Origin of the sequence: Polaromonas sp. (genome assembly GCF_012927415.1) — a bacterium.
Taxonomy (GTDB): Bacteria; Pseudomonadota; Gammaproteobacteria; order Burkholderiales; family Burkholderiaceae_C; genus Polaromonas.
Map to the genome: position 1 here is coordinate 1 of NZ_JABBPF010000025.1, position 21,864 is coordinate 21,864.

Below are 21,864 nucleotides of genomic sequence, written 5' to 3' on the forward strand. Positions count from 1 at the left end.
TGATGCCGAATTCCTTCGCCGCCGCCACGTTGGTCGTCAGCGCGGCGAAATGCCGGCTGATGTCCTGCCCACCCTGCGCCTCGAACCAGCGCCTGGCCGAATGGGCGTTGCTCATGGTTTCAGCCGTGGTAAAGGTTTTGGAAGCGATCAGGAACAGCGTGCCCTGTGGCGTCAAGCCCTTCAGCACCCCGGCCAGCTCATCACCGTCAACGTTCGAGACAAAATGAAAGCGCTTGCCGGCGATGGCAAACTCATCGAGCGCCAGCACCGCCATTTGCGGCCCCAGATCCGAGCCGCCAATGCCGATGTTGACGATGTCGGTGATAGCCGCGTCGTCGCGCACCTGCTCGGCGTAAGCCAGCACGGCGGCTTGCGCGATATGCACTTGCGCCAGCTCGTTTGCTATGTTATTAATAGCTAATGAAGACGGTATTCCCTGGACATGAGCAGGTTTTCTTAATAAAAAGTGCATTGCAGCACGCTGCTCGGTGAGGTTGATCTTTTCTCCGGCACACATCGCGTCGCGGTACTGCTCGAGGCTGCATTCTCGCGCCAGTGCCAGCAGCAGCGCCTGGCTGTCTTCATCAATCAGGTTCTTGGATAAATCGGCAAAGACATGCGGCGCATCCTGGCTAAAGCGGGCAAAGCGCCCGGCATCCTGCGCGAACGCCGCACGCACATCAAACTGCCTGCCTGCGGATGCAAATCGCGCCTGCAGCGCCGCCCATGCCGGGGTCTTGTCGCATCGTAGTCGCTTCATCGAAGTCCCTTTTCTTTTTAAACCGCCTGCATCAGTTGCTCAAGCTTGAGGGTGTCAAGCGCGAAAGCGCGAATGCCTTCGGCCAACTTTTCCGTTGCCATCGCATCTTCATTGAGCGCGTAGCGAAAACCCGCCTCGTCAAACTTAATGGCTGGCAAATCCAGCGCTGCCGCGTTTGCAGCGTCCAGGGCCAGTTGCAGCGGGGCTTCGGATGCCGCAAGCTGGGCCAGCAACTCGGGGCTGATGGTCAAAAAATCGCAGCCCGCCAGAGCGGTGATCTGGCCCACGTTGCGAAAACTCGCACCCATGACCTCGGTGGCAATGCCGAAGTGCTTGTAGTGGTTGTAAATCTGGTGCACCGATTTCACGCCGGGGTCGTTGGCGCCGGCATTGGCGGCTTCGACCCACGCACTGCCCGCCGACTTTTTGTACCAGTCGTAAATCCGGCCCACGAAAGGCGAGATCAGCTGCACCCTCGCCTGGCCGCAGGCAACCGCCTGGCAGAAGGAAAACAGCAGCGTCAGGTTGGTGTGGATGCCGCGCTGCTCCAGTTGCCGGGCAGCCTGAATGCCTTCCCAGGTGGCAGCCACCTTGATCAGCACGCGGTCAACGTGTATGCCTTCGGCCTGATAGAGCTCGATCAGGCGCGCGCCGCGCGCCACCGTGGCAGCGGAGTCAAAGCTAAGACGGGCATCGACTTCTGTCGAGACGCGGCCCGGAATGAGGGAAAGAATTTCGCAGCCGAAACGCACCAGAAGACGGTCCATGATTTCATCCAGCGCGCACCCTTTGAAGCGTCCCACCGTGTCTGTCAGCAGCGGCTGGTAATCAGCTTTTTGCACCGCTTTGAGAATCAGCGAAGGATTGGTGGTCGCATCCTGCGGCCTGAACTGGGCCAACTGCCTGAAGTCGCCGGTATCGGCCACCACGGTCGTGAATTTTTTCAACGCGTCAAGTTGTGTCATTGGTTTGGGCGCCAGCAAGGGCGCAAGGTGGGTCGGGAACCGGTCAAAACACAGCATGTCAGACCAGCCCGCAGCAAATCGGCGAATCTAGTTACCATTATGCCCATAGAATATGAAACTTTATTACATGCATGGGCTCCAGCTTGTCACTTCATGTACTGCGCTGCCTTTAAAGAGGTGGCCGCGCCTGCAGTCCGGCAATGCCGGTTCCTCGGCCCCTGCTGGCGTGAAGTGGAGGCTTGGCGAAAAAACGCATCCGTGTCCATTTTTTTCACTGCGTGCCATACGCTGCGTTCCAACGCCTCGGCGGACCTGCGCCGCGCACAACAATGAAGGCTTTTTCGTATGAGTTTTGATTTGATCCTGTTTGGCGGCACTGGCGATCTGGCATGGCGCAAAATCATGCCGGCGCTGTTTCAGGCCTTTCGACACGGCTCGCTGCCGGACAACGGCCGCATCGTGGGCGTCGGACGCGACGATTTGTCGGACGAGCAGTACCGCCTGTTGATCAAGGGCCGCTTCGACCATGTCGAACTTGCCAAGCGCCCGAGCGAAGAAGAGTTCGCCCGCTTTGCGGCCCTGCTCGGCTATTTGCGCATGGATCTTTCCAATCCGGCCGACTACCCTGCGCTGGCTGCCAGGCTGCAGCAGCGCCCCGCCGAGGTCGTGGTGATGTATCTTGCCACGGCGCCCGGCCTGTTCACAACCGTGTGCGAGCAGATCGCTGCGGCCGGGCTGAACGGCCCGCAAACCCGCGTGGTGCTGGAGAAGCCACTGGGCCACGATCTGGCCTCGAACCGCGCCATCAATGCGGCCGTGCGCAGCGTGCTCACCGAGAAGCAGATCTTCCGTATCGACCATTACCTCGGCAAGCCGTCGGTACAAAACCTGTTTGCCCTGCGCTTTGGTAATTCGCTGTTTGAGCCACTGTGGCGGCGCGAGCACATTGCCAATATACAAATCACGATTGCAGAAGAACTGGGCGTGGAAAAGCGCGGCGCGTTTTACGACAGCACCGGGGCACTGCGCGACATGGTGCAAAACCATGCCCTGCAGCTGCTTTGCGCGGTGGCCATGGAGCCGCCCATCAATGCCCACGCCGACGCTATCCGCGATGAAAAGCTCAAGGTGCTGCGCGCGCTCAGACCCTGGACGCCCGAAACCCTGAGCCAGCACGTTATCCGGGGGCAGTACGCCGCCGGCACGATAGATGGCGAAGCGGTTCCCGCTTATCGCAATGAGGCCGGCGTGAACCCTGACAGCCAGACCGAAACCTTTGTCGCGTTGCGCACTGAAATTGCCAACTGGCGCTGGGCCGGCGTGCCGTTTTACATTCGTACCGGCAAGCGGCTCGCCAGCCGTGACGCTCACATTGAAGTGAACTTCCGGCCGACGCCACACGCGATTTTCAAATCGCCGCAGGGCTGCAACACGGGTAACCGGCTGGTGATCAACCTGCAGCCCAAGGATGGCCTGGAACTGCACTTGCTGGCACAAGGCGCTGACAAGCGGCATAGCCGGGGAACGCCGACGCTTGCACCGGTGCAGCTGGACCTTGATTTTGACCAACGTTTTGGCAGCGAGCGTGTCGGCGCTTATGAACGCCTGCTGCTCGATGTGATTGACGGACGGCTCAATCTGTTCGTGCGCAGTGATGAACAGGAAGAGGCTTGGCACTGGGTCGAGCCGATCATCGATGCGTGGGGCAATGACCACGCCGGTCCCCGCTCCTATGTGGCGGGTACCTGGGGGCCGAGCGCCTCCAGCGCCATGATTGCCAGAGACGGCTATTGCTGGTCTGAAGAAAGCTAGCCATGCTGGACCGCATCAAGGCCTCCCTTCCCTCACTGGCCCCGGCGGAGCAGCGCGTGGGTCACCTGGTGCTGACCGACCCCCGCGCCTTTGCCAGCCTGCCGATCACCGAACTGGCCAACCGATCGCATGTCAGCAAGCCGACCGTGGTGCGCTTTTGCCGCAGCGTGGGCTATGACGGCCTGTCAGATTTCAAGCTGAAGCTGGCCGGCAGCGTGAGTGAGGGCGTGCCCTTCATCCACCGCAGCGTCGACGCCGACGACAAGACCGGCGATGTGCTGGTTAAGGTAATTGACAACACCGTGGCCGCGTTTTTGAAGTATCGCAATGACGCAAGCGCACTGGCGATCGAAAGAGCCACGCTAGCGCTGCTGGCGGCTTACAAAACCGGCAAACGCATCGAGTTTTTCGGCGTCGGCAACTCCGGCATCGTTGCGCAGGATGCTCAGCACAAGTTCTTCAGGCTTGGCATCAACAGCATTGCCTACAGCGACGGACACATGCAGGTCATGAGCGCTTCGCTGCTGGGGCCGGGCGACTGTGTAGTCGTGATTTCCAACTCAGGACGCACGCGCGACCTGATGGATGCCTGCGACATTGCCCGCAAAAACGGAGCCACGAGCATCGTGATCACGGCCACTGCATCGCCACTGGCCGCCGCCGGGCACATTCACCTGGCGGCGGATCATCCGGAAGGTTATGACCACTACAGCCCTATGGTGTCGCGCCTGCTGCACCTGATGATTATCGACATCCTGGCCACCTGTTTAGCGCTGCGCATTGGCCCCAAACTTCAGCCGCTGCTCAAGGAGATGAAAAACAACTTGCGCAACAAGCGTTATGCCTGAAGCGGGCGCTGCGCGATCAAAAGGGAGTGATCGCGCGCATTTCACGCCACGCCAGCAATGGCGCTCGGCTTAACTATCGGCCGCTCAGTGCAGTACCCGAATGGACCTCTCATCACCGAGCGTAGGCGTGCCCTACCGGGAAGGCATGGGCTTTGAGGAAGCCGCTTGCCTGGCCAGGAACTTATCAATCAGCGCAATTTCCTTTTTTTGCGCTGCGATGATGTCCTTGGCCAGCTTTCGCATCTCTGGCGATTTGCCACTCTGCAGCTCGGATTCAGCCATGCTGATCGCGCCCTGGTGATGCACACGCATCATTTGGGCAAAGTCAGCGTCTTGATTGCCCGTCATCGGCATCGATGACATCTTGTCATTCATGCCCTTCATCATCCCCTTCATGTCCATGTCTCCGGCCATCGGGGATGAGCTGCTCATGCCCGGCATCGGGCTGGCGCCAGTGGCTGACGACGGTTGAGCCTGGGCCAGCGGCTGAAGCAGCGCGGCTGCCAGTGTCAGCAAGGCGGCACCGGCTATTTTTGTAGCGTTGAGCGAGTGGTTCATGCAAATTCCTTTGGTTGTCGGAACGATTGCGTGGTTCAGGCAAGACTCATCTTGCGGCATTCTTCAGCGCATTTCAGGCAGGCTCTCGCACAGGCCTGACAGTGTTCCATGGTGTGCTTAGCGCACTCGTCACTGCACGACTTGCAGACATCGGCGCACAAGGCGCAAATAGCCTTGCTGTGCTCGCTGTCGCGCGCCATGGCAGCCGAAGCCAGCGCGCAAAGCTGGGCGCAGTCCATGTCCAGAGCGATGCAGCGGGCCATCATCTTCACGTCTTGCTCGTGAAGGCAGGACGCAGCACAGTAATTGCAGGCGACCGAACAGGCATCGCATGCTTCGATGCACTCCTTGAATTTTTGGTAAGCCATTTAGTTCTCCGAGCAATAAGGGCAACGACGCTACGCCGTCCATTCAGTCTCGGATGAGCGTCTTTAACAGTCCGTAAGCCGCCACGCCACCGCGCTGTAGTCGTTTGCGGCGGATTCGCGTATGCCGATCCCACAAGGCAACGAAAAAAGCCGTCCATAAAACCTGAAGTCAGCACCGGCACAGCTTGCCTAACATTTGGCACGGCACATTGGTCAACAGGTCAGAAATCGGCTCTTTCCAACGTCAATCGTCAATCGTCGTCAACGTTAAGCCCATTAAAAACCTGCAATCGTGGCCGTCCAACTGGCAGCGTTTGACCGCTTGCCGGGATTCACGCCAGGGGCAGTGAGCGCTCCACGATCCCGGCAAACAACGCTGAGCCGAGCGGCAAAACACTGTCGTTGAAGTCGTAGCAGCTGTTGTGCAAAAAGTGGCTGCCCACGCCGCCGACCTCGCCGCCCCTGCCATCGGAAAGCTGCTCTCCCTGACCGAGACGCAGATAGGCCCCCGGCTTGACCTTGAGCATGAAAGAAAAATCCTCAGAACCCATGCTGGGCTCGAGGTTGCTCACCACATTTTCCACACCCACCAACTGCTCGGCGACGCTGGTGGCCAGCGTGTACTCGGCCGGGGAATTGATGGTGGCTGGGTAAATGCGTTCATAGTTCACCGTCGCCGTCGCGCCAAAGCCCCCGGCTACTGAAGCGCAAAGCTGCTTAAGGCGCTGCTCCACGAGGTCCTGCACGGCAGGCTTGAAGCTGCGCACGGTACCGACGAGGGTGGCGCTGCCGGGAACCACGCTCATGGCGCCCAGGTCTCCCGCCTGGATGGCGCACAGGCTGACGACCGCGTTGTCCATTGCCTTAACGTTGCGCGAGACGATGCTTTGCACCGCCACGATGATGTGCGCCGCAACCAGGATCGGGTCGACGGTGAGATAGGCATGGGCACCGTGGCCACCCTTGCCTCTGATCTCGATCGTGATACGGTCGGCCGCCGCCATCATGGGACCGGAATTGATACCTATGGTGCCGGGCCTCATGGCCGGCCAGTTGTGCATGGCATAAATTGACTGGACTGGAAAGCGTTCAAACAGCCCGTCCCTGATCATGGCATCGGCGCCGCCCCGGCCCTCTTCGGCGGGCTGGAACACCAACACGGCATCACCGGCGAAATTGCGCGTCTCGGCCAGATAGCGAGCGGCGCCCACCAGCATGGTGGTGTGACCATCGTGGCCGCAACCGTGCATCAGGCCAGGTTTGGCCGATTTCCAGCCAAACTCGTTGTGCTCTGTCATGGGCAGTGCGTCCATGTCCGCGCGCAATCCCACCATGGGCTCTTCCCCAGATTTTCCCGATCGGGAAATTTGCCCAGGTCGCTGACCCTTGATGACTGCAACCACGCCGGTTTTGGCAATACCCGTATGCACTTCATCGACGCCACACAGCTTCAGCGCATGAGCCACGCGGCTGGAGGTATAGACCTCCTCAAAGCCCAGTTCGGGGTGCGTGTGAAGGTCGCGGCGAAACGCTGTCAGTTCGGGATGAAATTGCGAGATATGTGCAAAGGCACGGCCACTGGCGCGCAACAGGTGGGAGCGGGGGGCCGGCAAAGCTTCAGCCGCATCAACAGGCAAAGGCGATAGGGTTTTTTCAAGAATTGACGGTGCGCGCATGTCGGTTCAGTCCTGCTGTCATCAAGGTTTGAATATTATTCGCAAAACTCATGAGACGTACGCTTCAGGGGTTCAATTCATTTTCCAGGGAAGGGACAGCGCCGAACGGTTTGGTCGGTTCAGCTCAGGGGTTCAGACCGGAGGATCAGTGGGCCTTACCATCCCGTCGTACGTTGCAGTGAGTTGTCTGTGTCTGTGTCTGTGTCTGTGTCTGTGTCTGTGTCTGTGTCTGTGTCTGTGTCTGTGTCTGTCATGATGCCTATGCCCACCAGCGCACAGGGCGCTACCGCGAAACACTTTTTGTAGTCCGCATTGAATCGCGCTCGTCGTCAAGCCATCGAGCCAACTGCTGAGGTCCAGACTTAGCTACCAGTTTGCGAGTCCGGTCGGTCCGCGAATTGATGACGACGCTACCTGAAGCGTGATGTTTTTGCCGGACATACATCAGCGTGGCGTAAGGCAACGCTTGGCCGGGTGATGTGATGTGATGTGATGAAGCTTGAACTTTTTCCCTGGAAAGCGACGGTGCTCCCAGCCCACTGAACTGCCCTCTGTCAGCGATGCCGCTATTCAATCGACTTCGCCAGTCGCCGTGGACTCAAGCAATGGGACTGCCGAACAAGCGCCCCGCAAAAACCAGAATGAGAACCGCCAGCAGGCGTTGCAGCATAACGACGGGACAAAGAGCGGGTATTAAGTCAAGGGCATAAGTTTGCCAGCACGCTCTCGCGCCGCTGGATTCACCTGATCCGGCCTCGGACCAGCAACATGCGTGGCACTTCCCAAGTTTCGCCAGAATTGTGTAGGCCATTACTAATAAAAAAAGCCGCTCCAGGTTTCCCTGAAACGGCTTTTTGATTCTTATCCCCAACTGGCCTCAGGCCAGTCCTGAATTAGAACGTGTGACGAAGGCCCAGACCGTAGGTCTCGGTACGGCCGATGTTGCTGCCAGCTGGTGCGAACGATGCCAGACGGTCAAAGTTCTTGGTGCTTTGGGCACCTGCGTACAGGGTCGAGCGCTTGCTCAGAGCGTACAAAGCCTGAACACCGAAACCGGTGCTCTTGCCAAGCGTGTCGCCTTTGGACTGTGCATAACCAGCGCTCAGAGTCGTAGCACCGAGGGGCACGGCAACGCTCAGGTTCCATTCTTTTTGCGCATCAACCGACACGCCAGGGGCGACGTCTTTAAACTTGGCACGGTTGAAGCCAACACCGATCTTGGCAACGCCCAGATCATAAGCAGCGCTCAGCAACGTGTTCTGCAGTGCAGGCTTGCCAACGTTGACCAACGTGTTGGTCGGTGCTTCAGACTGGTAACCGCCGGAAATCAGCAGAGGACCATTCGTGAATTTCAGGTTAGCCGAAACGGTTTTGCTGGCGCTATTGGCGCTGTTCTTGTCTTCGCCGAAGGCGTACATCAAAGAGCCGCTGAAACCGCTGAAGTCAGGCGTGTTGTACTTGACGCTGTTGTTGAAACGCGTGTTGTAGCCAACCCAGGTCGTGTTGCGATTCAACAGGCTGAGTGCGCCAGCGGTGGTAGCGACGGTAGCAACAGAAGGACCGTTGTTGGTGTTTGATGGGTCGAAAATCGACTGGGCCATCATGGCGTGGTCGCCAGACACGTCGTCATACGAGCTGGAATTGCGACCAATCACCAAGGTACCGAAACCGGAAGAAACACCCACGTTGGCGCGACGGCCAAACAGCAAGCCACCTTGAGCCGAAGAACCGGTGTCAAGGTTGATGCCGCTTTCGAGGTTACCAACGATAGCCATGCCGCCGCCGATGTCTTCCTTGATGCGCATGCCCCAACGGGAACCATTCAAGCCACCTGAATCAATTTTGGTTTGGGTGAGGGACTGGATGTTTGCAGTCGCGCCAGTGCCAACCAGAAAGTTGGATTTGTAGCTCTGGATGTTGCCGTCAAGCAAACCGTACAGGGTCACTGTGGATTGCGCGTGCGCGACGCCGGCCATTGCGCCAAGCGCCGCCAAAGCGATAAGGGTCTTTTTCATTGAGATTTCTCCAAGGTTAAACATAGGGCTCCGGCACGGGGGCCGCTCAAGCTTGTCGCTTTCATGACTCCACCAGAGACCCGGGCCAACCCCCTTTCGGGAAGTTGGGTCTATTGCACCAGACCAAGCCGCGTTGCGCAAAGGAATCGTCGCAAAACCGCTTGAATCGTTGCCCACGCACAACAATTTATGACTCGCAGTGGAGCAGATACAACACTTGTCGCCCGTAAGCCGAGTTTCAGCGGCGAGGCCACGATTACGCTGAAAACCCCGTAAATAGGACAAAAAAAGTTCCCCAAACCGACGGCATTTTTTGGAAAAAAACGTTACGGCTGTGGCATGGCTACCACGCGCCGAAAAAAAAGATAAGCGTGCCCCACGCGCAGTCTGAGACCGAAAAAGCAGGCGAGCAACAGCCCGTCAAGCGCCTGTAAATCTCTGGCTTGCAGGGGCGACCAATACCCAGCAGCTCATTCCGGCTCGGCTTGAACCACGCTGCATCAGGTGAGCGCAGAGAAAGGGTTTTCCCCTGTCTCCAAAGCGATACATGCGGTAACAAGACCCTTTACGGAGGCAAACATCGCCATTAACCTCGAGTTTGTCGGTGGCCTCAGGGCTTTCAAAGTTCAAATCCGCCACGCAAATTTCTCTTAATACAACTTCCAGGAGACTTCATGAAAAAACTGACCCTCGTTGCCACTGCGGTGATGGGCCTTTTGTCCGCCTCAGCCGCCATGGCCCAAAGCACTGTGACCCTTTACGGCCTGCTTGACGGCGGTTTCAATCATGTCAGCGGCCTGAAGAATGGCTCATTCGACGGCGTGGCCAGCGGCATCATGGAAGGCTCGCGCTTCGGTCTTCGCGGCACTGAGGACCTTGGCGGCGGGTACAAAGCTATCTTCACGCTGGAGAATCGCCTGGAGCTGGACACCGGCTCGGTGACCAACCGCCCCAATTCAGGCAACCAGTTGCCTGATCGCATCGCAACGACGGTTAACGCCAACTTGCCAGTTGGTCTTTCAGGAACACCTTTGGCATTAGGCACCATTGCAGCGATCAACTCCGCCATCGGAACCAATGCGTTTGGCGTCAATCTGGCCGGCAATTTGTTCGACCGCCAGGCTTTTGCCGGAATGATCACACCCTTTGGCGCATTTACTCTGGGCCGTCAATACACGCCTGGTTATCTGGTTGCGGCAGCTTTCGACGCTTCCCAAACCCAGTCAAGTTTGGCGGCTGGCCAGGTCGCTTCGCTGCCAGCAGCGTTTGACATCCGCCTTAGCAATACGGTGCAATATGGCATTCAGAGCAATGGCGTGACCGCCACCTTGATGTATGGTGCTGGCGAGGTCGCCGGCAACAACTCTGCAGGGCGTTTCCTGGGCGCCATGGCGATGTACAAAGGCAGCGGTTTCTCCGTCGGCTTCGGGCATAATGAGAAGAAAAACGAGTTTGGCCAGAAATCCCTGACCAACAATGTTCTGGGCGGAACTGTCGATGTCGGCCCTGGCACGTTGTACGGCATGTACGCCACGATCAAGGACGAAAACCCATCCAACCTGTCGCCGTTTTTTGTGACGGCAGGTCCGGTGTTCCAGTCGGCCTACAACGCCGCATTCAGGCAGGACGCCAAGCTGATGCACATTGGCTACCGCCTTACCACGGGTCCTCACACCATCGTGACAGCCTTCAACCGGCTGGATGACAAACGCGCCGTCAATGCTGACACCGATTCTTACGGTGTGACCTACACCTACGCGCTGTCCAAGCGCACCAACCTGAATGCAGTGCTGACGCGCTTCAATAACAAGGGAGCCGGTCAGGTTGCCCCTGGCGGCAATGGTTTCCTTGGCGGCGTAACGGCGACTGCCGGTACCGGCTCCACCAACGTGGCTCTCGGTATTCGCCACTACTTCTAAATTTGGTGTCGGCTTCAAAGCTGACAATCGACCACAAAAAAGCCCCCTTTATCGGGGGCTTTTTTCGTTTCTTTAAAGCTTTTCCCGTCAGCGCTACCATTGCGCCAAGAACACTTCTTGCGGTTTGGCGGCGAAATTGGCCCGGGCCTGAGCTTTTGCTGTTCGCCCCTCCGGCATTACCTTCAAAATGAGAGCACTCCATGACACCTGTACTTGACCTCGCGTTGAATGCGGCTGACAGCGCGCTACGCACGCTGTTTGCCAAACCCCGTGCCAGCAGAACCTGTCCAACGGTTCCGGCGCAGGCAACCGAACTGAACACGCAGGACAAAGCCGCATCGGGCGCGCTGATGCGGGTCAACCATGTCGGCGAAGTGTGCGCGCAAGCCCTGTATGCCGCGCAGGCAACCGAACTGAACACGCAGGACAAAGCCGCATCGGGCGCGCTGATGCGGGTCAACCATGTCGGCGAAGTGTGCGCGCAAGCCCTGTATGCCGCGCAGGCAATGGGAACTCGCGACCCCGTGTTGCGCGAACACTTTATGAAAGCTAGCCGTGAAGAAGGCGATCATCTGGCCTGGACCAAGGACCGACTGGATGAACTCGGCGCCCGCCCCTCGCTACTCAACCCCTTGTGGTATGCGGGCGCCTTCAGCCTTGGCCTCGTCGCCAGCCGACTCGGCGACCGCCTGAGTCTGGGTTTCGTCGTGGAGACGGAACGCCAGGTGGAAGCCCATCTGGCGAGTCACCTGGAGCGTCTGCCCGAAGGCGACCACGAGTCGCGCGCCATCGTGGCGCAAATGAAAGATGACGAAGCGCAACATGCGCAGGCGGCTGAAGATGCCGGAGCGATGCAACTGCCGGCGCCGGTCAAGGCACTGATGCGGTCGGCGGCCAAAGTGATGACCAGCACCGCGCATTACATCTGACGCTGTCGTTTGCTATATTTTTCATAGCTGTTGATACCGGTACTTGCTGGACATAAGCCAAAAATGGCTTTAAAACTCAAGTAATTCGAAGCTGGTGGTGATTTCTGCCGATTTCGACAGCATGATGGTGGCCGAGCAATATTTTTCGTGGCTCATCGCAATCGCGCGTTCAACCGCACTGGCACTCAAGCCGCGCCCGCTTACCAGAAAATGCATGTGAATTTTGGTGAACACCTTGGGGTCCAGTTGCGCCCGCTCGGATGTGAGCTTGACGGAGCAGCTCCGCACGTCGTGGCGACCGCGCTTGAGAATCAGCACCACGTCATAAGCCGTACATCCACCTGCGCCCGCCAGCACGGTCTCCATGGGACGGGGGGCAAGATTCGCCCCGCCATTTTCCGGCTTGTCGGCATCGGGCGCGCCATCCATAACCAACGTGTGGCCACTACCGGTTTCGGCGAGAAAAGTCATGCCCGAACGAGATCCGCTTGTCGCATTGGCGCCTGTCCAGCTCACTGTGCATTCCATCATCATGATTCCTTGTACAAAACATTTATTACTGACCGGTAGAAATGTTCAATTTCCACCACAAAATATTGTGCAGCGCAGCATTGCTCCGCTATACTGAATTGATCGCATCAATATGAGCTGTCGGCCTTGACATCAAGTATTTTTTGCACTGGTTGTCTCCTCCACCTCCTCAAAGGGTGGATTTACAGGCCCAGACCGTATGGTTTGGGCCTTTTTTTTCGTGGCCTTATCATGTCAGGCTGCGAGAAAAAACATGTCACCCAACAATTCAACCAGCGCCAGCCCCATATCCCGACCCCCCCCACTTTTCACTGCAGCGCCCAAGCTGCCTTCTGCCAGAGCCCTCACTCCCGCTGACTACCTGAAAAAGATCCTCACTGCACGCGTTTATGACGTGGCGGTGGAGTCAGCCCTGGAGCCCGCCAAAATTCTAAGTCGGCGCCTGAACAATACCGTATTGCTCAAGCGGGAAGACCAGCAACCGGTGTTCAGCTTCAAGCTGCGCGGCGCCTACAACAAGATGGCGCACCTGACCCCTGCCCAGCTCAGGAAAGGCGTAATTTGCGCCTCGGCCGGCAACCATGCGCAAGGCGTTGCGCTGAGCGCTCAAAAGCTCGGTACCCGCGCCGTCATCGTCATGCCAACAACGACGCCGCAACTCAAGATTGACGCGGTCAAAGCCTGGGGTGGCGAAGTGGTTCTGCACGGCGACAGCTACTCGGAGGCCCATGCCCACGCGGTGGTGCTTGAAAAAAAACAGGGTCTGACCTTTGTTCATCCGTTTGATGACCCGGACGTGATTGCCGGCCAGGGCACCATTGCCATGGAAATCCTTCGGCAGTTGCAAACGCTGGGCTCACGCCGCCTGGATGCGGTGTTTGTCGCGATTGGCGGCGGCGGGCTGATTTCCGGCGTGGCCAATTACATCAAGGCGGTGCGGCCAGAGATCAAGATCATCGGCGTGCAGATGAACGACTCGGACGCCATGATGCAGTCAGTCGCCGCGAAGAAGCGCGTCACACTCAGCGATGTCGGATTGTTCTCGGACGGCACGGCGGTCAAGCTGGTGGGCGAGGAAACCTTCCGCATCAGCCGCGAACTGGTCGATGACTACATCAGCGTCGATACCGACGCGGTCTGCGCGGCGATCAAGGATGTGTTCGTGGATACGCGCAGCATCGTCGAGCCGGCCGGCGCGCTGGCCGTGGCTGCCATCAAGCAGTATGTCGCCACGCACAAGACCAAAGGCGAAACCTATGCCGCGATTTTGTGCGGCGCCAACATGAACTTCGACCGCCTGCGTTTTGTCGCCGAGCGGGCCGAGGTGGGCGAGGAACGCGAAGCCCTGTTTGCCGTGACGATTCCAGAGGAGCGTGGCAGCTTCCGGCGTTTTTGCGAGCTGATTGGCGAGTTGCCGGGTGGGCCGCGCAGCGTGACCGAGTTCAACTACCGCATCAACGACAACGCGATGGCCCATGTGTTTGTCGGTCTGACCACGTCGGCCAGGGGCGAGAGCGGAAGGATTGCCGCAAACTTCAGCCGCCACGGCTTCAAGGCGCTTGACCTCACGCACGACGAGCTGGCCAAGGAACACATACGGCACATGGTGGGCGGGCACAGCGCGCTCTCGAAAGATGAGCGTTTGCTACGCTTTGTGTTTCCCGAGCGACCCGGCGCGCTGATGAAGTTTTTATCCAGCATGCGTCCTGGCTGGAACATTTCCCTGTTCCACTACCGCAACCAGGGCGCCGACTACGGCCGCATTCTGGTCGGCCTGCAGGTACCCAAGGCCGATCACAAGGCCTTCAAGGAATTTCTGGAAACGCTCGGCTACCCTCATGTCGAAGAAACCGACAACCCGGTTTACCGCTTGTTTCTGCAGAACTGAGAGCCATCATGATGTCAGCAGAACTGAAATCTGACACCTCGGTGTGCCCGCGGTGCGGCGCCAGTCTTCGCTGTGCCATGGTAGCGGGCGACGCCGAATGCTGGTGCGTTCAGCTGCCGAATGTGATGCCGCTTCCCGCCGACCAGGCCGGTCCCGCGCAAACCGGCGACAGCGCCGCCTCGTGCTTTTGCCCCGCTTGCCTCAAACAGATCACCGATGAACGACAAAACGCCTTTTCAGTTGCCGACCATTGAGTCCACCACCGATGCCAGGCTTCAAACCCGGCTGCAGCACAAGATTGACCACAAGACCAAGCCGCAAGGCGCGCTGGGCCTCCTTGAAGGGCTGGCGCTGCAGTTGGGCCTGATCCAGTGCAGCGAGTCCCCTTCGCTGCGTGAGCCGCAAATGGTGGTGTTTGCCGCCGACCACGGCATTGCGGCAGAAGGCGTTTCGGCCTACCCGCAAGCCGTGACGGTGCAGATGGTGGCAAACATGCTGGCCGGTGGCGCGGCCATTAATGTGTTTGCCCGCCAACATGGCTTTGCGCTGCAGGTGGTGGATGCCGGTGTCGCGGCTGATTTGCCGGCGCATCCGCGTTTGCTGGCGCGAAAAATCGCCTACGGCACGCGAAATTCGTGTCTCGAACCCGCAATGACGCGGCCGCAGGCTGAAGCCGCGCTCGCGGCAGGCGGGCAAATCGTGCAGACCTTGCCGGGCAACGTGGTGGCATTTGGCGAGATGGGGATTGCCAACACGTCGCCAGCGGCGCTGCTGCTGACGAGGCTGACAGGTGCACCGATCGCCGACGCGGCGGGACGCGGCACCGGCCTGGACGACCAGCAGCTGCGGCACAAGCAAAGCGTGCTGATGCGCTCGCTGTCCCGCCATCCCGCCACCCAGCCGCTTGATGCCCTGGCAGAACTGGCGACACTGGGCGGCTTTGAAATCGCCATGATGACGGGCGCCATGCTGCAAGCCGCCAGCGAGCGGCGCGTGGTGCTGGTCGATGGTTTTATCGCTGGGGCCGCTGCACTGGTGGCCTGCGCTTTGATGCCGCAAGTGCGCAGCTATCTGGTGTTTTGCCACCGCTCCGCCGAGACCGGCCACCGCTTGCTGCTCAAACACCTGAAGGCCACGCCTTTGCTGGAACTGGACCTGCGCCTGGGCGAAGGGACGGGCGCGCTGCTGGCCTGGCCGTTGCTGCAGTCGGCGGCCAATTTCCTCAACGAGATGGCGAGTTTTGAGTCGGCTGGCATAAGCGAAAAGCAGTGATCGGCATGGCAATGCGACAAAGATCCCGATGATTCACTTCATCCGCGAATACCTGCTCGCCATCCAGTTCTTCACCCGCATCCCGATCACCGGGCGGCTGGCAGACTGGGTCGGTTACAGCCCCGATCAGTTGCGCGCCAGCGCGGCGCACTTTCCGGGCGTAGGCGTGGTGGTGGGCACGGTGGCTGCGGTAGTCTTCACGCTGCTGCAAACGCTGCTGCCAGACACCCCCTTCACGCCGCTGGTGGCGGCGGTGTTTTCCACCATTGCCACCGTCTTGCTGACCGGCGGCTTTCATGAGGACGGGCTGGCCGATGTAGCCGATGGCCTGGGCGGCAGCTATGACCGGGAGCGCGCGCTGGACATCATGAAGGACTCGCGCGTCGGCGCGTTTGGCGCCACGGCGCTGATGCTGGCGCTGCTGTGCAAAATGGCGCTGCTGGCGCTGCTGGGTTCGGCGCAAGCCATTCCTGAAGCGTGGAGTGAATCGACTTTTACCTTTACCGACTGGTACATGGGCGCCGCGCTGTGGACCGGCCACATCGTCTCGCGCGGCTTGCCGCTGGTGATGATCCGCCTGCTGCCCCATGTGGGCGACACGGCCAGGTCCAAATCCAAGCCGCTGGCCGACCAGATTTCGTCAGCCGGCCTGCTGATTGCCTTTGTCTGGTGTTTTTCCGCCTTGGCCCTGGCAAGTCTTGTGCTCGACGCGATGAATCTGATCGTTGCCTGCAGTTTTGCCGTGCTGGCGCTGCTGGCCATGCTGCGCCTTTTCCGTCGCCGCTTGCAGGGTTTCACGGGCGATTGCCTGGGCACCACGCAGCAGGTCTGCGAAATTGCCTTTTACCTCGGGCTGGCGGTCAGTCTGTGAGCCACCACCCCGGTTGCTTCGCGTGCTGCGCTGCCCCCAAGGGCGGCGCAGCACGCCCAGGCCGACCCTGCGCAGCGCATGGTGAACTGGCGAAATATGCGCCATTTTGCCAATGAAACTCTGGCTGGTGCGCCACGCACAGCCCTTGATTGAGGCCGGCATTTGCTATGGCCAGCTCGATGTGGCGGCCGACCCTGACGCGACCGCCGAATGCGCCCGCCAGCTGGCCTTGCAACTCCCCCGCAGCCTGTGCGTCGTCACTTCCCCGCTACAAAGATGTGAGCAGCTAGCAACCGTTCTGCTTGGACTACGGCCTGATTTGACCTGCAAAACCGACCCACGCCTGAAGGAAATGGATTTTGGCCGGTGGGAAGGCCGCGCCTGGCAGTCGATTGACCCGGCTGAACTGCGGGCGTGGACGACTGACTTTGCGGGCCATGCCGCGGGCCGTGACGGCGAAAGTGTGAGCCGGTTCATGGCGCGCGTCCGCACGGCCTTCGATGCATTGCCAGAGCACCAGGAAACGCTGTGGATTACCCACGCGGGGGTCATTCGCGCGGTGGAACTTCTCGGCCAGGGCGTGCGTCATGTCGAGCGCGCAAACCAGTGGCCACTGGAGGCGCCGAAATATGGACAATGGCGCACACTGGATTTGCAAAACCGCTGACAGCAAACAGCAAACAGACCGGCAACTGGAGCAAGACACCCTTATGGCAGCAAATCTCGACGGTCAGCTGGTGGTGGCGATTTCATCACGCGCCCTGTTTGATTTTGAAGAAGAAAACCGCGTTTTTGAAGCCGGCCTGACGCAAGAGCCGGCACCGGGAAGCAAAAAAGACTCGGCCTACATGAAGCTGCAGCTGGACCGGCTGGACGTACCGGCAAAACCTGGCGTGGCGTTTTCGCTGGTCAGAAAATTGCTGGCCTTTAACGATGCGCCCGAAAGCGAGGCTCCGGCCAGCGGCCCGACAGCGCCCAGCCAGCGCGTTGAAGTCGTGATCCTGTCACGCAACGATCCGGTTTCGGGCATGCGCGTGTTCCGCTCGGCCCAGCACTACGGACTGAAGATTGAGCGCGGCACCTTCAACCGCGGTGAGGCTCCCTGGCGTTATTTAAAACCGCTGCACGCCAATCTTTTTTTGTCGACCCACCTCAGCGACGTGCGCGAGGCGCTCAGCGCCGGCGTGCCGGCGGCCCAGGTCTACCCCCACTCGGTCCGTGCCAGCGATGCGCATCCGAACGAAGTGCGGATCGCGTTTGACGGCGACGCAGTGCTGTTTTCGGATGAAGCAGAGCGCGTTTTCCAGTCCCAGGGGCTCACCGCCTTTCAGCAGCATGAGCGGGACAAAGCCGCGCAACCCCTGCTCGCAGGGCCTTTCAAACCACTGCTGGAAGCGCTGCAGCGCTTGCAGCAGGCGGGTACCTCGCGTTGGTGACGGCGCGCAGCGCGCCGGCGCACGAGCGCGCCATCCGCACGCTGATGGACTGGAACATCGAGGTCGATGAAGCGATGTTCCTGGGCGGCCTGGCAAAGGGCGAATTCCTGCGCGAGTTTGAACCGGATTTTTTCTTTGACGACCAGACCGGCCACGTCCATTCGGCTGCGCAACATGTGCCTGCCGGCCATGTGGCCAGTGGCGTTTCCAATCCGCAGTTTTAAATCCATTACGAGATCCCTGAATGAATCCGCTTGCCCGCATTGCCCAAAAATTCCGCGACTTCAAGCATTTCGGCGCCCGTGTCTGGGCCCTGTCGGCGCCCTACTTCAGGTCGGAAGACCGCTGGAAGGCGCGCGGTCTGCTCGCCGCAATCGTGCTGCTGAACCTGGGCGCGGTCTACATGCTGGTGCTGCTTAACGACTGGAACCGCGTGTTTTATGACGCGCTGCAGAACAAGGACGCCGCGGTCTTCTGGACGCAGCTGGCACGTTTCACCTATCTGGCGTTTGGCTTCATCATCATCGCGGTTTACCGCTTTTACCTGACGCAACTGCTGGAAGTTCGCTGGCGGGCGTGGATGACGGCCCACTACCTTCAGCGCTGGCTGGCCGATCATGCTTTTTACAAGCTGGAACTGGCGCGTTTTTCCGGGATTGGCAACGACGCGGCAAGCCCGGCCAGTGCCGCCGGCAGCGCCGACAATCCGGACCAGCGCATTCAGGAAGACATCAACCTGTTTACCACCTACAGCATCTCGCTGAGCATGGGTCTGCTGAACGCCGTGGTCACGTTGCTGAGTTTCATCGGCATCTTGTGGTCGCTCTCGGGCGCGTTTGCCTTTACGCTGGGGGGTGCCAGCTACAGCATTCCAGGCTTCATGGTCTGGATGGCGGTACTGTATTGCGTCATAGGCAGTGTCATCACCCACTACATTGGCCGCCCGCAAATCAGGCTCAACTACCAGCAGCAACAGGTTGAAGCCAACTTTCGCCATCACATGGTGCGGGTGCGCGAGTACAGCGAATCGATTGCGCTGGACAAGGGTGAAGCGGTGGAGCGGGTGCAACTCGAGACGCGTTTTGCCGCCGTGCTGGCAAACTACCTCAAGCTGATCAAAAAGCAGAAAAACCTGGTCTGGTTTACCAACTTTTTCGGCCAGGCGGCCGTGGTGTTTCCCTTCATCGTCGCAGCGCCTCGTTTTTTCAGCGGCGCCATCCAGCTAGGCCAGCTGATCCAGATCTCATCAGCCTTTGGCCGAGTGCAGGACTCGCTGAGCTGGCTGGTCGACAACTACAGCGGCTTGGCCGCCTGGCGCGCCACAACCGACCGCCTGACCAGTTTTGAAGACAATATTTCCAGTGTAGTCCAGCAAGCACGGTCGCAGTCAGCTATTAATTCAATAGCAAACGAAAATCAGCCGCTGGTTGGCGCGGATACGCTGGCGGTCAGCGGACTGACACTGGGTTTGCCGACTGGCGCGCGCTTGCTGGCGGGGGCTTCGCTGCAGGCTGGACCGGGCGAAAGCGTGCTCCTCAAAGGCCCGTCTGGCAGTGGGAAATCCACTTTGTTTCGCGCGCTCGCGGGCATCTGGCCTTTCACCAGAGGCCAGACGCATCTGCCGGCTGACGCCATGTTCATCCCGCAACGGCCCTACTTTCCCGATGGCAGGCTGCGCGATGCGCTGGCATACCCAGAACCCGCGGCGCACTACAGCGACGAAGCACTGCAGCGGGCCCTTGAAAACGCGCTGCTCCCGCAACTGGCCAGCCGGCTCGACGACGAAGACGCCTGGAGCCAGAAGCTGTCCGGTGGCGAGCAACAGCGGCTGGCGATTGCGCGCGTGTTGCTGAAAAAGCCGCGTTGGGTGTTTGCCGACGAGGCGACCAGTGCCCTGGACGAAGTGGCAGAAAAAAATCTATACGAAAAACTGCTGGCCAGTGTCGGGGCGGCCCATGGCAGCCTGGTGTCGATCGCCCACCGCCCCGCCGTAGCGGCTTTTCACAGCAGGCTGTGGGAACTCGAAAAAATGCCGGAAGGTGCGACTGCCCTCTACTCGATCAAGGATCACCGGCCTTAGGCCCATCAGCGTCAGCAGCCGTCCTCAATAGGCAAGGCCGCATAACCCTGATAGCCGCGTGCCCGTAACTCGCAGGCCGGACAGCTAGCGCAGCCATAACCCCAGGTGTGTCGGTGCACGCGGTCGCCCAGATAGCAGGTGTGGGTATGCTCGACAATCAGCTCCACCAGCGCCTGGCCGCCCAGCGAATCGGCCAAACGCCAGGTGTCGGCCTTGTCAATCCACATCAACGGCGTCTCGATCAGGAAACGCTTGTCCATGCCGAGTGAAAGCGCCAGCTGCATTGCCTTCATGGTGTCGTCGCGGCAGTCGGGGTAACCCGAAAAATCGGTTTCGCATACGCCGGTCACCAGTACCTGCAAATCGCGCCGGTAGGCCAGCGCCGCCGCCAGCGTCAAAAACAGCAGGTTGCGCCCCGGCACAAAGGTGTTGGGCAAGCCCGAGCTTTCCATTTTGAAAGCCACGTCGCGCGTCAGCGAACAATCGCTCACCTGGCCCAGCACGGCGAGGTCCAGCAGATGGTCCTCGCCCAGCCTGGCCGCCCATTGGGGAAACTGCAGCCTGATTTCGCGCAGCACGTTGAGGCGCGCGTCCAGCTCCACCCTGTGACGCTGGCCGTAGTCGAACGCGATGGTTTCAACCCGCTCGTATTTGCACAGTGCCTGCGCCAGGCAGGTGGTGGAATCCTGGCCTCCTGAAAACAGGACAAGCGCCGTGGTGTGGGCACGCCCGGGGGCCATCGTGCGGGTGGCTGTAGTGGTGGATAGGTTCATGGCGGTGTGAAGAATTTTTGTATTGTCGCTTGAGCCGCCAGGCCCCATTCAGCCCGGGTCATGCAGGGAGAGACGGCTTGAAGCAGGCCGTTACGGGTGAAAAAATGACGGGTTTGGAACAGAAAGGACGATGCAAGCCGCAGATTCACGCTATAACGCAAATTCCCGACTATCTTTTACGGCATGGCAGACCCTTTCTGCAGCCGCTTGTATCTGAAAGGCTTTTGTATGCGCAAACTATTTTCCCGTCGCTGGCTGATTGGCAGCACCTCCCTGCTGCTGCTGGCCTCGGCGTCAGCATTTGCCCAGACAGCCGTTCGCGTGTCGTCAAAAATTGACACCGAAGGTTCCTTGCTGGGCAACATGATGATTCAGGTGCTGGAGGCCAACGGCATCAAAACCGAAAACAAGGTTCAGCTCGGGACCACCAAAATCATGCGCGGCGCCATCACCGCAGGTGAAATTGACATCTATCCGGAGTACACCGGCAATGGGGCGTTTTTCTTTTCCGATGAAAAGAATCCAGCCTGGAAAAGCGCCGCAGCGGGCTATGCACTGGTTAAAAAACTCGACGCCGAGAAAAACAATATTGTCTGGTTGACACCCGCGCCGGCAAACAACACCTGGGCGATCGCGCTGCGCAAGGATGTCGCCGAAAAAAGCAAGGTGAAATCGCTCGCGGATCTGGGCCCGTGGTTGTCTGGTGGCGGCAAGTTCAAGCTCGCCGCTTCGGCCGAGTTCATTGAACGCAGCGACGCACTGCCGGCGTTCCAGGCGGCTTATGGCTTCAAGCTCAACAACGCGCAGTTGCTGACGCTGGCTGGCGGTGACACTACCGTGACGATCAAAGCTGCCGCGGAGCAGACCTCGGGCGTAAATGCCGCAATGGCTTACGGCACTGACGGTGCCATTGCCGCGCTGGGGCTGGTGGTACTGGAGGACCCCAAGGGCATTCAGCCGATCTATGCGCCCGCCCCTTTGATCAGGGCGGCAACGCTGGCCCAATATCCCAAAATCCGCGAGCTGCTGGAAGCCGTCTTCAAGACGCTCGACGGCCCGACCCTGCAAAAGCTCAATGCAAAAATCGCCGTGGAAGGCCAGGACGCCAAAAAAGTCTCTGCCGATTACCTGAGGACCAAGAATCTCATTAAGTGACGCTAGGC

The 21,864-nt window shown here is 59.4% G+C and carries 19 protein-coding genes and 2 pseudogenes; 12 read left to right on the top strand and 9 right to left on the bottom strand.

Going from position 1 to position 21,864, the window contains the following annotated elements; genetic code table 11:
• Window positions 1–760: pseudogene (locus HHJ19_RS02445) on the bottom strand (glucose-6-phosphate isomerase); the annotation flags it as partial.
• Window positions 761–777: 17 nt separating this feature from the next.
• A complete protein-coding gene (gene tal, locus HHJ19_RS02450) occupies window positions 778–1,725 on the bottom strand; it encodes a transaldolase (RefSeq protein WP_296903749.1) in 948 nt (315 codons plus the stop codon).
• A 345-nt stretch (window positions 1,726–2,070) separates the two neighbouring features.
• Here tal and zwf point away from each other — a divergent pair, with 345 nt between their 5' ends.
• A complete protein-coding gene (gene zwf, locus HHJ19_RS02455) occupies window positions 2,071–3,537 on the top strand; it encodes a glucose-6-phosphate dehydrogenase (RefSeq protein ID WP_296903750.1) in 1,467 nt (488 codons plus the stop codon).
• A 2-nt stretch (window positions 3,538–3,539) separates the two neighbouring features.
• Window positions 3,540–4,385 carry an SIS domain-containing protein gene (locus HHJ19_RS02460; protein WP_296903751.1) on the top strand — a complete coding sequence of 282 codons (846 nt, stop codon included), beginning with the start codon at window positions 3,540–3,542 and terminating at the stop codon, window positions 4,383–4,385.
• A gap of 132 nt (window positions 4,386–4,517) precedes the next feature.
• On the opposite strand, the gene HHJ19_RS02465 is transcribed toward HHJ19_RS02460, so the two are convergent.
• From HHJ19_RS02465 to HHJ19_RS02480, 5 genes are all read right to left on the bottom strand, one after another.
• Complete coding sequence (locus HHJ19_RS02465; protein ID WP_296903752.1) at window positions 4,518–4,943, bottom strand: DUF305 domain-containing protein; 426 nt, start codon at window positions 4,941–4,943, stop codon at window positions 4,518–4,520.
• A gap of 35 nt (window positions 4,944–4,978) precedes the next feature.
• Window positions 4,979–5,311, bottom strand: coding sequence for a four-helix bundle copper-binding protein (locus HHJ19_RS02470; RefSeq protein WP_296903753.1), 333 nt, complete (start codon window positions 5,309–5,311; stop codon window positions 4,979–4,981).
• A 332-nt stretch (window positions 5,312–5,643) separates the two neighbouring features.
• A complete protein-coding gene (locus tag HHJ19_RS02475; protein WP_296903754.1) occupies window positions 5,644–6,987 on the bottom strand; it encodes a M20 aminoacylase family protein in 1,344 nt (447 codons plus the stop codon).
• Between the two features lie 283 nt (window positions 6,988–7,270).
• Window positions 7,271–7,432: a DUF3047 domain-containing protein gene (locus HHJ19_RS17995; protein ID WP_366929377.1), complete on the bottom strand. Its 162-nt coding sequence runs from the start codon at window positions 7,430–7,432 to the stop codon at window positions 7,271–7,273.
• Window positions 7,433–7,880: 448 nt separating this feature from the next.
• Complete coding sequence (locus HHJ19_RS02480; protein WP_296903755.1) at window positions 7,881–9,002, bottom strand: porin; 1,122 nt, start codon at window positions 9,000–9,002, stop codon at window positions 7,881–7,883.
• A gap of 674 nt (window positions 9,003–9,676) precedes the next feature.
• On the opposite strand from HHJ19_RS02480, the gene HHJ19_RS02485 reads away from it, so the two are divergent.
• Window positions 9,677–10,921, top strand: coding sequence for a porin (locus HHJ19_RS02485; protein ID WP_296903756.1), 1,245 nt, complete (start codon window positions 9,677–9,679; stop codon window positions 10,919–10,921).
• Window positions 10,922–11,121: 200 nt separating this feature from the next.
• Window positions 11,122–11,850, top strand: coding sequence for a 2-polyprenyl-3-methyl-6-methoxy-1,4-benzoquinone monooxygenase (coq7, locus tag HHJ19_RS02490; protein ID WP_296903757.1), 729 nt, complete (start codon window positions 11,122–11,124; stop codon window positions 11,848–11,850).
• Window positions 11,851–11,919: 69 nt separating this feature from the next.
• Here coq7 and HHJ19_RS02495 read toward each other — a convergent pair whose 3' ends face one another.
• Entirely contained in the window at window positions 11,920–12,378 is a 459-nt protein-coding gene (locus HHJ19_RS02495; RefSeq protein WP_296903786.1) for an OsmC family protein, read from the bottom strand.
• Between the two features lie 256 nt (window positions 12,379–12,634).
• Here HHJ19_RS02495 and ilvA point away from each other — a divergent pair, with 256 nt between their 5' ends.
• From ilvA to HHJ19_RS02530, 7 genes and pseudogenes are all read left to right on the top strand, one after another.
• The gene (gene ilvA, locus HHJ19_RS02500) at window positions 12,635–14,269 is read left to right on the top strand and encodes a threonine ammonia-lyase, biosynthetic (protein ID WP_296903758.1); all 1,635 of its coding nucleotides are present in this window, start codon (window positions 12,635–12,637) and stop codon (window positions 14,267–14,269) included.
• An 11-nt stretch (window positions 14,270–14,280) separates the two neighbouring features.
• Window positions 14,281–14,523 (top strand): cysteine-rich CWC family protein, encoded by a 243-nt coding sequence (locus HHJ19_RS02505; RefSeq protein ID WP_296903787.1) that lies wholly within the window; start codon window positions 14,281–14,283, stop codon window positions 14,521–14,523.
• Entirely contained in the window at window positions 14,486–15,541 is a 1,056-nt protein-coding gene (gene cobT / locus HHJ19_RS02510; protein WP_296903759.1) for a nicotinate-nucleotide--dimethylbenzimidazole phosphoribosyltransferase, read from the top strand. The genes HHJ19_RS02505 and cobT overlap by 38 nt, the downstream gene beginning before the upstream one ends.
• 28 nt (window positions 15,542–15,569) lie before the next feature.
• Window positions 15,570–16,412, top strand: coding sequence for an adenosylcobinamide-GDP ribazoletransferase (locus HHJ19_RS02515; RefSeq protein WP_296903760.1), 843 nt, complete (start codon window positions 15,570–15,572; stop codon window positions 16,410–16,412).
• Window positions 16,413–16,524: 112 nt separating this feature from the next.
• Complete coding sequence (locus HHJ19_RS02520) at window positions 16,525–17,079, top strand: histidine phosphatase family protein (RefSeq protein WP_296903761.1); 555 nt, start codon at window positions 16,525–16,527, stop codon at window positions 17,077–17,079.
• Between the two features lie 43 nt (window positions 17,080–17,122).
• Window positions 17,123–18,072: pseudogene (locus HHJ19_RS02525) on the top strand (5'-nucleotidase).
• 20 nt (window positions 18,073–18,092) lie between these two features.
• A complete protein-coding gene (locus HHJ19_RS02530) occupies window positions 18,093–19,928 on the top strand; it encodes an ABC transporter ATP-binding protein/permease (protein ID WP_296903762.1) in 1,836 nt (611 codons plus the stop codon).
• A gap of 11 nt (window positions 19,929–19,939) precedes the next feature.
• On the opposite strand, the gene queC is transcribed toward HHJ19_RS02530, so the two are convergent.
• Window positions 19,940–20,701 (bottom strand): 7-cyano-7-deazaguanine synthase QueC, encoded by a 762-nt coding sequence (gene queC, locus HHJ19_RS02535; protein ID WP_296903763.1) that lies wholly within the window; start codon window positions 20,699–20,701, stop codon window positions 19,940–19,942.
• A 228-nt stretch (window positions 20,702–20,929) separates the two neighbouring features.
• Here queC and HHJ19_RS02540 point away from each other — a divergent pair, with 228 nt between their 5' ends.
• Window positions 20,930–21,856 carry an ABC transporter substrate-binding protein gene (locus tag HHJ19_RS02540; protein WP_296903765.1) on the top strand — a complete coding sequence of 309 codons (927 nt, stop codon included), beginning with the start codon at window positions 20,930–20,932 and terminating at the stop codon, window positions 21,854–21,856.
• Window positions 21,857–21,864 lie beyond the last annotated feature (8 nt).